At 64.9% G+C, this 12298-nt stretch carries 11 protein-coding genes; 1 reads left to right on the plus strand and 10 read right to left on the minus strand.

Features of this window, described 5'->3' with window-relative positions:
• The first annotated feature begins 315 nt into the window (after positions 1–315).
• On the plus strand, positions 316–507 hold the full coding sequence (locus P9228_RS07950; RefSeq protein ID WP_278052960.1) for a hypothetical protein: 192 nt from the start codon (positions 316–318) through the stop codon (positions 505–507).
• A 61-nt stretch (positions 508–568) separates the two neighbouring features.
• Here P9228_RS07950 and P9228_RS07955 read toward each other — a convergent pair whose 3' ends face one another.
• The 10 genes from P9228_RS07955 to P9228_RS08000 form a co-directional block, all read right to left on the minus strand.
• A complete protein-coding gene (locus P9228_RS07955) occupies positions 569–1222 on the minus strand; it encodes a protein-L-isoaspartate(D-aspartate) O-methyltransferase (protein WP_095780736.1) in 654 nt (217 codons plus the stop codon).
• Entirely contained in the window at positions 1219–1977 is a 759-nt protein-coding gene (surE, locus tag P9228_RS07960; RefSeq protein ID WP_095825609.1) for a 5'/3'-nucleotidase SurE, read from the minus strand. Before surE ends, P9228_RS07955 begins: the two co-directional genes overlap by 4 nt.
• A gap of 4 nt (positions 1978–1981) precedes the next feature.
• Entirely contained in the window at positions 1982–3286 is a 1305-nt protein-coding gene (gene serS / locus P9228_RS07965; RefSeq protein WP_127216658.1) for a serine--tRNA ligase, read from the minus strand.
• Between the two features lie 108 nt (positions 3287–3394).
• A complete protein-coding gene (gene tatC, locus P9228_RS07970) occupies positions 3395–4261 on the minus strand; it encodes a twin-arginine translocase subunit TatC (protein ID WP_095801862.1) in 867 nt (288 codons plus the stop codon).
• Positions 4258–5001, minus strand: a complete 744-nt coding sequence (gene tatB / locus P9228_RS07975) for a Sec-independent protein translocase protein TatB (protein ID WP_278052961.1) — start codon at positions 4999–5001, stop codon at positions 4258–4260. Before tatB ends, tatC begins: the two co-directional genes overlap by 4 nt.
• A gap of 83 nt (positions 5002–5084) precedes the next feature.
• Positions 5085–5303, minus strand: a complete 219-nt coding sequence (locus tag P9228_RS07980) for a twin-arginine translocase TatA/TatE family subunit (RefSeq protein WP_066999984.1) — start codon at positions 5301–5303, stop codon at positions 5085–5087.
• Between the two features lie 179 nt (positions 5304–5482).
• The gene (gene scpB, locus P9228_RS07985) at positions 5483–6232 is read right to left on the minus strand and encodes an SMC-Scp complex subunit ScpB (RefSeq protein WP_066999981.1); all 750 of its coding nucleotides are present in this window, start codon (positions 6230–6232) and stop codon (positions 5483–5485) included.
• Positions 6229–7029 carry a ScpA family protein gene (locus P9228_RS07990; protein ID WP_278054026.1) on the minus strand — a complete coding sequence of 267 codons (801 nt, stop codon included), beginning with the start codon at positions 7027–7029 and terminating at the stop codon, positions 6229–6231. The genes scpB and P9228_RS07990 overlap by 4 nt, the downstream gene beginning before the upstream one ends.
• A 63-nt stretch (positions 7030–7092) precedes the next feature.
• The gene (gene nagZ, locus P9228_RS07995) at positions 7093–8112 is read right to left on the minus strand and encodes a beta-N-acetylhexosaminidase (RefSeq protein ID WP_278052962.1); all 1020 of its coding nucleotides are present in this window, start codon (positions 8110–8112) and stop codon (positions 7093–7095) included.
• Positions 8113–8347: 235 nt separating this feature from the next.
• Positions 8348–12196, minus strand: coding sequence for an SPOR domain-containing protein (locus tag P9228_RS08000; RefSeq protein WP_278052963.1), 3849 nt, complete (start codon positions 12194–12196; stop codon positions 8348–8350).
• Positions 12197–12298 lie beyond the last annotated feature (102 nt).

Genomic DNA, 12298 nt, shown 5'->3' on the forward strand with positions numbered 1-12298 from the left:
TCCGCCGAAAATTTTCTTAAAACATTTTTCGACAGGCGCGACGAAGTCCGGACAGATCGTGCCGGCCGAGACGAGACGGACGTCTCGGGAACCGGCGAATCGCACGAAATGAGACCGGGCGAGCAGCGGCACCACCTCACTCGACCACGCCTTCGCTTGGTTTGGCTTGCTGACCGCCCAAGTCGGGTACAGCGTCGACAACGCCCTCTTGTACGTCAAGGGAGGCGCGGCCGTGACTCACGACCGTTTCGATGTTCTCTTTTCCCCGACACGCCCGCCGGCGAGACAGACGATCAGACCCGCTGGGGCGGTGCCTTGGGTGCCGGTCTTAAATATGGCTTTGCTCCGAATTGGTCACTCGCGATCGAATACGATCACCTGTTCATGCCCGACAAGACCACCACCTTCACGGTCGTTGGCGCGCCGGGAGGCCTCTTCAGCACCGAGCGCATCGATCAGGATGTCGATCTCGTTGGTTTGCGCCTGAACTACCGCTGGGGCGGCTGACTGGAGTGATGGTCTGCAGGCGCGTTCGGCGTGGTTAGCCGTCGATCGCAGGGCTGGCGCGCTAGATCACCGCGGCAACGCTGCGCAGGACCGGCTGCAGCCTGACCATACCGATGTCCTCGCGCTCGAAACGGCTGCCGACCTTGGTGAGCTTGGCCAGCACCTGCTCGCCCTCCTCCGGGCCGATCGGCGCGATGACGACGCCACCGCTCGACAATTGATCGAGCAGGAAGCGCGGAAGACTGTCGAAGGCCGCCCAGGCGATGATGCGGTCGAACGGCCCTTCGTTGGGCAGGCCGTTGGAGCCGTCGGCCTGGCGTACGATGACGTTGCTGATGCCGAGCGCCTCGAAACGCTGCTTTGCCTGCTCGGTCAAGGTCTTGTAGCGGTCGACGCTGACGACGCGCGCGGCGAGCCTGGACATCACGGCTGCCGTATAGCCAGACCCGGTGCCGATCTCGAGCACGCGGTTGCCCGGCTCGATGGCCAAAGCCGCAACCACCGCCGCCTGCAGGTCCGCGCCCTCGATCGCCTCGCCGCATTCGATCGGCAGCATGCCTTCCGACCAGGCCATCGAATGGAACTGTGCGGATAGGAAGCCGCGCCGCGGAGTCGCCTCGAACGCGGCGACCAGCGCCTTCGGCGCCGTGCCCCTGCCGCGCAGCCGCAGCAGGAAAGCGGCGAAACCTTCACGGTCGTCGATAGCCATGGTCATGACAGCGCCTTGGTCAGCTGGTCGCGGAGTTCATGGGCGGTCAGGTCGAGCTGCAGCGGCGTCACCGACACCAGCCGGTTGCGCAGCGCGTAAAGATCGGTGCCCTTTTTGCCTTCGACCGGCTCCCGGCCGAAGCGCAGCCAGTAATAAGGCAGACCGCGACCGTCGCGGCGCTCGTCGACCCAAAGGCTGTGCACGAGCTTGCCCTGCGCGGTGACGACCGTGCCCTCGATTTCGTCGGGTGCGCAGTTCGGGAAATTGACGTTGAGCAGCACGCCTTCCGGCAGCGGCGTTGCGATCAGCCTTTCGAGCAGCGCCGGCGCCAGCGCTTCGGTCGTCTCGTAAGGGACGACGCGGTCCTCGCCGAGATAGGAATAGGCCTGGCTGACCGCGATCGAACGGATACCGAGCAGCGCCCCCTCCATTGCGCCGGCCACCGTGCCCGAATAAGTAACGTCGTCGGCGATGTTGGCGCCGGAGTTGACCCCCGAAAGGATGAGGTCAGGCGGCCCGGGGAGGATCTTTTTCGTGCCCATGATGACGCAGTCGGTGGGGGTGCCGCGCACTGCGAAATGCTTCTCGCCGACCTTCCTCAGCCTGAGCGGTTCCGAAATCGAAAGCGAATGCGCGTAGCCGGACTGGTCCTGCTCGGGCGCCACCACCCAGACGTCATCCGAGAGCGTTCGGGCGATGCGCTCGAGCGACGCAAGGCCTTCGGCGTGGATGCCGTCATCATTGGTCAGCAGGATGCGCATGAACTCATTTCGATTCGATCTTGGCGAGACCACCCATGTAAGGCCGCAGCACTTCAGGAATGGTTACGCTGCCGTCCTCATTCTGGTAGTTTTCGATGACGGCGATGAGAGCGCGGCCGACCGCAGTGCCGGAGCCGTTCAACGTGTGCACGAACCGGTTGCCCTTGCCGTCCTTGTCCTTGTAGCGGGCATCCATGCGCCTCGCCTGGAAGTCGCCGCAGACCGAGCACGACGAGATTTCGCGATAGGCGTTCTGGCCCGGCAGCCAGACCTCGATGTCGTAGGTCTTGCGTGCGCCAAAGCCCATGTCGCCGGTGCAGAGCGTCACCGTGCGGAACGGCAGGCCGAGCCGCTTCAGCACCTCCTCGGCGCATTGCGTCATGCGCTCATGCTCGGCGAGCGAGCTTTCCTGGTCGGTGATCGACACCAGCTCGACCTTGTAGAACTGATGCTGGCGGAGCATGCCGCGTGTGTCGCGGCCGGCCGAGCCCGCTTCCGAGCGGAAGCACGGCGTCAGCGCCGTGTAGCGCAGCGGCAGCTTCTCATGCGGCGTGATCTCCTCGCGCACTAGGTTGGTGAGCGGCACTTCCGCCGTAGGGATCAGGCCCAGCCGTCCGTCCCCATGCGGGGTGAAGAACAGGTCCAGTTCGAATTTCGGCAGCTGGTTGGTGCCGAAGAGAACCTCGTCGCGCACCATCAGCGGCGGCTGGATCTCCTCATAACCGTGCTCTGTCGTGTGCAGGTCGATCATGAACTGGCCGAGCGCGCGCTCCATGCGCGCCAGTTGGCTCTTCAGCACCGTGAAGCGCGAGCCGGACAGCTTCGCCGCACGCTCGAAATCCATCATGCCGAGCGCTTCGCCGATCTCGAAATGCTCCTTCACCCAGTTCGGGCGGGTCGGCACATCGCCGACGACGCGCTTGACAACATTGTCGTGCTCGTCCTTGCCGACCGGCACGTCGTCGAGCGGCACGTTGGGCAGGACCGCAAGCGCGTCGTTCAGCGCCTGGTCGAGTTCGCGCTCGCGCGCCTCGCCGTTCTGGATGAACGCCTTGATCTCGCCGACCTCGGCCTTGAGCTTTTCAGCAAGTACGGCCTCGCCCGAGCGCATGGCATTGCCGATTTCCTTCGAAGCGGCATTGCGGCGCTCCTGCTTGACCTGCAATTCGCTGAGATGGGTGCGGCGCTCCTCGTCCCTGGCGATCAGATCCTCGACGGCGGACTGGGCGTCTTCAGCCGACCACGAGCGCTTCACCAGCGCTTCGATAAGGGCCTTCGGGTTGTCGCGAATCCATTTGATGTCAAGCATGGCTTTCCGTCCTCGAGTAAGGTTCGAGGGCGTAAACCGCATCCCTGATCGATGCAAGACAGCAGCAGCCGGCAGCCGTGTTTTTCAGGCCTGGGACCAGGTTTAGCGCTAGGTTGACGGCGCGTCCGGCGTCTTTCCGGCGACAGTGCTGTCTGCCTCTTCCTGCCTGTCGCGCGCCAGACGGTCGCGCTCCCGGCTGCGCTCGATCAGGCGCGAAGTGAAGATCGCGACCTCGTAGAGCACGATGGTCGGAAGAGCGAGGCCGATCTGGCTCATCGGATCTGGCGGGGTCAACACCGCGGCGACGACGAAGGCAATGACGATCGCCCATTTGCGCTTCTCGGCCAGCGCTTGCGACGACAGAAGGCCGACGCGCGTCAGCAGGCTGGTCACCACCGGCAGTTGGAACACCAGGCCGAAGGAGAAGATCAGCGTCATGATCAGGCTGAGATATTCCGACACCTTCGGCAGCAAGGAGATCTGCACCTGGTCGTTGGTGCCGACCTGCTGCATGGCGAGGAAGAACCACATCACCATCGGGGTGAAGAAGAAATAGACCAGCGAGGCGCCCATCAGGAACAGGATGGGCGACGCAATCAGGAACGGCAGGAAGGCGCTGCGTTCGTTCTTGTAGAGACCCGGCGCGATGAATTTATAGATCTGCGTGGCGATCAGCGGGAAAGCGATGACCATGCCGCCGAACATGGCGAGCTTCACCTGGGTGAAGAAGAACTCCTGCGGCGCCGTGTAGATCAGCTCGACCTTGTGCGGGTCGAGCCCAGCCCATTGCGTCGCCCATTTGAACGGGACGACCAGAAGGTTGAACAGGCGCTTGGCGAAGAAGAAGCAGGCGAGGAAGGCGATGAAGAAGCCGCCCAGCGACCAGATCAGCCGCCGGCGCAGCTCGACAAGGTGCTCGATCAGCGGCGCCGAGGATTTCTCGATCTCTTCCCTCTCCTTGTCCGAGACGCTCACTTGGCGGCTCCTGCCGTCTTCTTGGCATCGGCGGCCTTTTTCACGGCCGGCTTCTTCGCCGCGGGATTGGCCTCAACCTTGGATGCCGCTTCCTTAGCAGGCGCTGCGACCTTTGCCGCCGCCGGCGCAGATTTCGCCGGGGCTTTAGTCGCCGGAGCCTTGGCCGATGCGGCTTTCGCCGCTGCACCGGCGGCTTTCGCCTTCGACGCGGCCACTTTTTTCGCCGGCTGGGCGGACCCGGCGGTCTCCGCAATGGGCGTGGTCACGGAGGCCTCAGTCAAGGCCGGGGAGATCGGCGCAGCTGGCGGGGACATCGGCACAGCCGGGGCGACGTCGGTTCCGTTGATGCCTGAGATTTCCGTCGCGCCGTTCTTCAGCGGCTCGGCAGGCTGCGGGGTCGTTGCATCCGAGGGCGCCTGATCGGAAGCCGGCTTGGGCTTCATCATCGTATCGACGCCGGCCCGAACGTCGGCCGCCGCCTGCTCGAACGGATTGAGCTGCTTGCGGATTTCGTTCATCGGGCTGAGCCCACGAAGGCTGTCGACCGAGTCCTTGACATCGTCAAGCTCGGCTTCCTTCAGGGCATCGTTGAACTGCTTCTGGAAGTCGCCCGCCATGGCGCGCAATTTGGCCGCGGTGCGGCCAAACGTGCGCAGCATGTTGGGCAAATCCTTCGGCCCGACGACCACGATCATGACGACCGCGATCACCAGCAGCTCGCTCCAGCCGACTTCGAACATGGCAATCTATTCCAACGAGAGCCTGTCGCCCAAAAACACGAAAGGGTTCTGGGACAACGACGTGCTCAAAGCAACAACCGGACTCAGCTCTTGCTGACCTTTTCCTTGCCCGGCGATACGGTCTCGTCGGCGCGGTGCTCGACGGTCCGCTTGTCGTCGGTATCGTCCTCAGCCATGCCCTTCTTGAAGCTCTTGATGCCCTTGGCCATGTCGCCCATCAGCTCCGGCAGCTTGCCGCGGCCGAACAGGAGCAGCACGATGACCAGAACGATCAGCCAGTGCCATATCGATAGTGAACCCATAACAATCTCTCTCGAATGTTTTCCCTCGGCGATGATCTATGCGTTTTCGCTCGGGGATTCAAACACAACCGCAATGAAGTTGGTAAAATGGCTAGCGGATGTCACGCACTTTCGGCGTGAGCGCCTTGCTACGAATCCGCGCAGCCCCTGCTAATAAACCATTCGTATCGGTTTCGCACTCACTCTTCGGTGACGCGCGGCGTGAGCAATCCGAGCTCCTCGAGGTCGATATCGGTCAGCGCATCCTCGTCCTCGGCCAGCGCGTCTGGATCGGCCGGCGGCACCGGCATCGAGAAATTGGACGGCATGCGCGTCGAGAGCAATCCGGCGCCCTTCAGCTCTTCCATGCCGGGCAGGTCGCGGATCTCCTCCAGCGCGAAGTGATCGAGGAAAGCGTCGGTCGTGCCGTAGGTCACGGGACGGCCGGGCGTGCGGCGCCGGCCGCGCATCCTGACCCACTCCGTCTCCAGCAGCGTGTCCAGCGTGCCCTTCGAGGTCTCGACCCCCCTGATATCCTCGATCTCGGCGCGGGTGACCGGCTGATGATAGGCGATGATCGCCAGCACTTCGAGCGCCGCGCGCGAAAGCTTTCTCTGCTGGACCGAGTCCCGGCTCATCAGGAAAGCCAGGTCGCCGGCGGTGCGGAACGCCCAGGCGTCGCCGACCCGCACCAGGTTGACCCCGCGCTTGGCGTAGATTTCCTGCAGATCGGCCATTGCCGCCGCGATGTTGACGCCCTCGGGCAGGCGCGCCGCCAGTTGCCTTTCACTGACCGGCTCGGCACTGGCGAAGATGATCGCCTCGGCCATGCGGACTGCTTCCGACAATTGCAGCCGCTCGGCGGGGTTCTCGATAGAACCCTGCTCGGCCATCTCGGCTTCCGGTTCGACCTTGAACGGGATGACCGAAGCGTTGGCGCGTTCACTCATGATGCCACCTCGGCTGCCTTGACCCCTTGTGCGCGGCCGCGCAGATAGATCGGCGCGAAGACCTGATCCTGCCGCACTTCCAGCTTGCCCTCGCGCACCATTTCGAGTGTCGCGGCGAACGAACTGGCGACTGCCGTGCGCCTTTCTTCCGGCGCCGCCAGATACTGGATCAGGAAGCTGTCGAGCGCCGTCCAGTCGCCAATCGTTCCGACCAGCCGTGCCAGCACGTCGCGTGCGTCCTTCAGCGACCATACGGCGCGCCTGGCGATCGTCACGTTGCTGATCGCCTGCCGCTGGCGCTGCTGCGCATAGGCGGTCAGCAGATCGTAGAGCGAGGCCGAATAGGCATTGCGCTTCTCGACGATCACCATTTCCGGCATGCCGCGCGCGAAGACGTCGCGGCCGAGCCGGTTGCGGTTGACCAGCCGCGCAGCGGCATCACGCATCGCCTCCAGCCGCTTCAGCCGGAATTGCAGCACCGCTGCCAGTTCCTCGCCGCTCTCGCCCTCTTCGCCCGGCTGTTTCGGGATCAACAGCTTCGACTTGAGGAAGGCAAGCCATGCCGCCATGACCAGATAGTCGGCCGCGAGCTCCAATCTCAGCGCCCTCACCTTCTCGATGAAGGCCAGATATTGCTCGGCGAGCGCCAGGATCGAGATGCGGGCGAGATCGACCTTCTGGTTGCGCGCCAGATGCAGCAGAAGATCGAGCGGGCCTTCGAAGCCGGCGACATCGACCACCAGCGACGGATCGCCGGTCAGACGTGACTCGTCGTTCTCGGCCCACAGACGGTCCATCGGTGCGGCCTTCGCGGCCTTGCTGTCCAATGTTTCCGCCACTTGCCTTGCTTTCCCTTCGGTTCAGGCCACCGCGTCGAAATAGGTGGCGAATTCCGCGCGTATGGTGCTTTCGTCCGCGACGTCGCGGTCGTTTATATAGGCCAGCGCCCGCTCCGCTCTCGCCAAGGACTTGCCTTCGAGCACCGTCGCACGCGACGCGATCCCCGACATTTCCTCGAAAACGCCGTTGCAGTGAAGGACGAGATCGCAGCCCGCCGCAAGGATCGCGGCCGCCTTTGTCGGGAAATCCCCAGAAAGTGCCTTCATCGAGGTGTCGTCGCTCATCAGGAGCCCTTCGAAGCCGATCTCGCCACGGATCACCTCGTTGACGACCTTGGCCGAGGTCGTCGCCGGATTGTCCGGGTCGATCGCGCTGTAGACGACATGCGCCGTCATCGCCATCGGCAGGTGGTTGAGCGCCTTGAACGGGGCGAAATCATGTTGCCGCAACTCGGCGAGGGGCGTGTCGACCGTCGGCAGCGCGAAATGCGTATCGGCAAAGGCGCGGCCGTGGCCGGGAATATGCTTCATGACCGGCAGGACGCCACCCGACATCAGGCCCTCGGCCGAAGCCCGGCCAAGCTCGATCACGGCATTTGGTTCCATACCATAGGCGCGCGCGCCGATGACATCGCTGGCGCCCGCAATGGGCACGTCGAGCACCGGCAGGCAGTCGGCGGTGATGCCGTGGCGCAGCAGATCGAAGGCGTGAAGCCGCGCGAGCAGCCACGCGGCACGGCGGCCGGCCTCGCGATCCTCGCGCCAAAGCGCGCCGAGCGCTCCGCCTGCAGGATAGTTCGGCGCCAGCGGCGGTCGCAGGCGCTGCACCCTGCCGCCCTCCTGGTCGATGAAGACCGGGGCATCCGGGCGTCCGACGCTCTCGCGCATCGAGGCGACCAGGTCGCGGATCTGCTCGGTCTCGCCGACATTGCGCGCGAACAGGATGAAGCCCCAAGGACGTTCGTCGCCGTAGAAGCGGATTTCATCTTCAGTGAGGGATTTCCCGGCGCAGCCGAGGATCATGGATTTTGATTCGGTCATGGATCGAAGCTTAGAGCAATTCCAGGAAAAGTGTGTAACGGTTTTGCGTCCGGAATTCCGTAAAAACAAGGAGTTATGCGGGTTCGGTGATTCTGCCGGCGCTGAACCGCTCTAAGGTTTTGCGAACCAAAGGGGAATCACCCCTGACCGGTGCCGCATGAATGACGACAGCCGTCCACAACGAAAAAGCCGGCGCGGCCTCGCGGCGACGCCGGCTCTGAACGGTGGTAAATGATCAGCGCGACACGAAGCAGGTGCCGCCGGCCGCCTTGTAGTTGGTGCACAGATTGATCGCGTCGTTGCGCGACTGGGCCGGGACCCGGACTCGGTAGAAAGTGCCCTTGCCGGCGATCTGCGCCTTGACGATGTTGGCTGTGCGTCCGGCGAGCACACTTCCGTAACGGCGCTGCAGGTCCTGGTAGGTGGACTGGGCGCTTTCAACCGTCGGCTGCGAAGCGATCTGCATCGACCACGAGCCGCCGCCTGCCGCCGCCGGATCGATGGAGGCGACCTGGTCGGGCTTGACCTCGCCGACGATATCGACCGGCTGATCGGACGGACGCGGCGGCGCCACCGGCACCTTCGCCGGCGTGTTGGCGGACTGGACCCTGGCTTCGGTCTTCGCCGCGGCGGCTGGCTTCACCGCGGCGGCAGCGCTTTGGTCATCACCGCCCTGGTCGGCAGCCTGATCGGTTGCCGGCGTGACGGCGCCTGTCGGCTGGGCATCGCCCTGCCCGGCGGAAGCGACGTGCTGCGGCGCCGGATCGGTCGGTTCGGTTGCCGCGACCTGCGGCGCGGGAGCCGGATCCTCGCGCGGAACCAGCGAGCCGTCAGGCTTCACCATCATGGTCTTCACCTTGCGCGGCGCCACGGCGACGACATCGTTGTTGGTCCCCTTGTCTGCCTCCTGCAGAACCTGGGCGATGCGGTCTTCCGATTTCGGCGCCGGAGCGGCCTGCTGTGGGGTTGCGGGGGCGGCGGCCTGGGCGTCAGCCGGCGCTGCTGCGTCCGGTGCGGGCGCTGCGGCCTCCGGTGCCGGCGCTGCGGCTTCCGGAGCCGGCGCTGCTTCGGCCGGTGCCGGCGCGGCTGCGGCCGGTGCCGGCGCGGCTGCGGCCGGAGCTGCTGTGTCCGGAACCGGCGCTGCCGCGGCCGCATTGCCGGCTGAGTTGGTGCCAGGCGCGGCGTCGGTGTCGTCAGGCGAAAGGTCGACGATCCGGCTCTGCGCCGGTTCCTTGGACGCCACGTCGATAGGTTCCTCGGTGTTGGTCACCAGTTTCTGCTGCGCCGGTTCGGCGGGCTTGGCCGCCCCACCCTTGGCCACGGCGTCATAGACTTTGTTGTCCTGGTTCGGCACCACGGTGCCGCCCGGGTTTTGCGGCTTGACCTTGATCGGCGAATTGTCCGCCTTCACGATCACGGGCGCTTCGCTGCCGCCCTTGCCGCCAAAGGAGAAGGCGAGAGCGCCGAGACCGCCCGCGACCACAACGGCGCCGACGAGCGCGGCAAGCATAATGCCACGGCTTCGCGGCTTCGCGGCTTCGCGCTCGGCAAAGCCGGGCACAGTCATCGCTTCGTCGAGCTCAGGATCGTAGTCAAGTTCGTCGACGGCGAAGTCGTCCGCCTGCGAGACCGGCCGGCTGCCGGGCAAATCGTCTGCATCGAATTGGCTTGCAGCTGCGGCATAGGACAGGGTCGCCGGTGCAGCGGCCGTCTCGGCCCGCAACTCGCGGCGGTCGTAGCCGGTCTTGAGTCCGGCATTGTGGGAGTCGTCCTCATAGCCCCGGCTCTGCACAGGCGCCTGAGCGATCTCGGTTGCGTTCATCTCGCTAAGCAGGCCGGCAAACTCGGCATCGAGATCGTCATAGGCAGGCGCCGCAGGCTGATCCTCCTCGAAGCTGAGCTCCGGAATGTCGAGGTCGTCGGCCAACGCCACCACGCGCTCCGGCACGTCGACCGTCTCGACATCGGGCATTTTCTCCTGCTGGCGAGACTGCGGCGCCGCGGCTGGCTTGGCGTAAGCGGAATAGTCCCTCGCCGGCTCCTCACGATAGGCAGGCGCCGACATCTGCGGCGCCGGGGCCGGCGTGGCGTAACCGGCATAGTCCTTCGCCGGCTCCTCACGATCGGCAGGCGCCGACATCTGCGGCGCCGGGGCCGGCGTGGCGTAACCGGCATAGTCCTTCGCCGGCTCCGCACGATAGGCAGGCGTCGGCATCTGCGGCGCCGGCTTGGCGTATGCGGAATAATCCTCCACCGGTTCGTAGGCAGGGGCCGCGGTTTGCGGCGCCGTAGCCGCAGGCTGCGTGACATAAGAGGCGTGCACCGGCGCTGCGACCGGGGTCACGCGGCTCCACGACTTTGGCGGTTCGGCAGGCGCGACAGGCGCGTCCATCTCGATGCCCTTGGCGAAGGCGGCGTCGAAAGCCTCGTCATCGAAATCTATGCTGGGTTCGGCATCCTGTTCGGAAGCCGCGCCTTCGAAGCCCTGCCGGTCGAGTTCGCCGGCGAGCAGCCTATCGAGATCGGCATCGGCGGACTGGGCGATCTGCGTGCCGTAGGCGGGCTCGTTGCGTGCGTCGAGGTCCCAATCGAGCTCATCGCCCACGCCAGCCTTCTGGTCGGTATCGCCAGCCGGCTGAACGACCGACCGCGGTGCCGATGCGGCGGCCGGAACAGGAGCAACCGGGACCGGCGCAACCGGAATTGGCCGCGCCGTCATGGCGCCAAGCAGCGCATTGAGTTCGTCTTCCAGGCTGCGCTCGCCTGCGGCCGGCTTAGCCGGGTCGACTGCCGCAACCGGCGGAACCGGTGCCGATGCAGAAGGAGCAGGCTCGGCAAATGGCGGCTCCGCCGCGGCGACGGGCTCGGCAGCCGGCGCTTCCGATTCCCCAGACGGCACGTTGTCGAAATTGAGTTCGAAATCGTCTCCGAAGACCTCTTCAGCCGCAGCCTCGTGACCGGCGACCGGTTCAGGATCGACAGCCGGGCCTTCCGGCTCCTCGGCAAGCGCGTCACGGAAGCTGAGCTCGAAATCGTCTTCGAAGACCTGATCGGCTACAGCTCCGTGATCGGGTTGGGGATCGAAGGCGGGCTCGGGATCGGCGGCGAAATGCTCGGCCTCAACAGGCGCCTCGAGAGCCGGCGATGGCTCGTCATCGACCGACAGTTCCTGCTCCAGGATCAGGTGCTGCGGCTGATCGATATCCATGGCGATATCAGCCGTCGCCTGCTCAAATTGGGCCTGATCAGATTGGGCCTGATCGAAATGGGCCTGATCAACTGCGGCCCGAACGAATTCGGCCTGATCGGACCCACTCTCGTAGTCTTCAGCGGCGATCGGCTGGTCGACAGCGGCGTGAGCCTCGATCGGCTGCACGTCGGCGCCTTCGGGCTCAATATCACGGTCATCGAAGGCCAACTCGTCCTCGAGCGACAACTGGACCGCAGTGTCGAAATCGGCGTCGAACGCCGTCTCGTCCGCAGGCTCAAGGACAGCAGGCTCGACAGCCGCAGGCTCGGCGGCCGCGGCGGCGCTCTCGTCCGTGTCAGGCTGGTCGTCGATCCAGAAGCCCTCATCCAGCGAGGCCGCCATTTCCTGGTCGACGGAAAGGTCGTCCTGCACGGGCGAGACTTCCAACGAACGCGCGACCGCCTTGTCGAAATCATCGTCAAATGCCGTGTCCGCTGCCGGCTCCGGCGCAGGGGGCGTGGCAACAGCGGGCGTGGCAAAATGGGCGTGATCCGCCGCATCGTCAAAGACGAAATCCCGTTCGAGAGAAGCGGCGAGCTCGTCGTCGCTGAGAGTGGCAGCCCAGTAAGCCGGCGCAGCCTGGGCAGCCTGCTGCGCCACCGGCTCGCTTTCCTCGGCAATGTCGAAGTCGCCCATCAGCTCCTTTTCGAGGTCGATGTCGAAGTCGGCCCCATCGGCAGCCTGGTTCGCGGGCGCAGCCTTTGCGGCCGCCGGCGACTGCGGCCTGACCGGTTGACGCGGATCGAAACCCATGATGCGGGTCAGTTCGGCGAACGGATCGTCGTCGGCGATATGATTGCTTGCGGCTACTTTCAGCTGGGTTCTGTCTGCCATTATTGTTCCCGAACTCGCACACAGTCGGACGCCATGGACGTCGCGCAGGGTTGGCCCTTACCAGCGCAATGTGGGCAAAAGGTGACAGGCTTTTTAGTCAAA

This window comes from Mesorhizobium sp. WSM4898 (genome assembly GCF_029625845.1).
GTDB lineage: Bacteria > Pseudomonadota > Alphaproteobacteria > Rhizobiales > Rhizobiaceae > Mesorhizobium.

What these genes read in the sequence shown, in the direction of transcription:
- scpB (WP_066999981.1), bottom strand. Translation starts at nt 6,232, where the DNA reads ATGAGTGAACGCGCCAACGCTTCGGTCATCCCGTTCAAGGTCGAACCG.
- serS (WP_127216658.1), bottom strand. Translation starts at nt 3,286, where the DNA reads ATGCTTGACATCAAATGGATTCGCGACAACCCGAAGGCCCTTATCGAA.
- P9228_RS08000 (WP_278052963.1), bottom strand. Translation starts at nt 12,196, where the DNA reads ATGGCAGACAGAACCCAGCTGAAAGTAGCCGCAAGCAATCATATCGCC.
- surE (WP_095825609.1), bottom strand. Translation starts at nt 1,977, where the DNA reads ATGCGCATCCTGCTGACCAATGATGACGGCATCCACGCCGAAGGCCTT.
- P9228_RS07990 (WP_278054026.1), bottom strand. Translation starts at nt 7,029, where the DNA reads ATGGACCGTCTGTGGGCCGAGAACGACGAGTCACGTCTGACCGGCGAT.
- nagZ (WP_278052962.1), bottom strand. Translation starts at nt 8,112, where the DNA reads ATGACCGAATCAAAATCCATGATCCTCGGCTGCGCCGGGAAATCCCTC.
- tatB (WP_278052961.1), bottom strand. Translation starts at nt 5,001, where the DNA reads ATGTTCGAAGTCGGCTGGAGCGAGCTGCTGGTGATCGCGGTCGTCATG.
- P9228_RS07980 (WP_066999984.1), bottom strand. Translation starts at nt 5,303, where the DNA reads ATGGGTTCACTATCGATATGGCACTGGCTGATCGTTCTGGTCATCGTG.
- P9228_RS07955 (WP_095780736.1), bottom strand. Translation starts at nt 1,222, where the DNA reads ATGACCATGGCTATCGACGACCGTGAAGGTTTCGCCGCTTTCCTGCTG.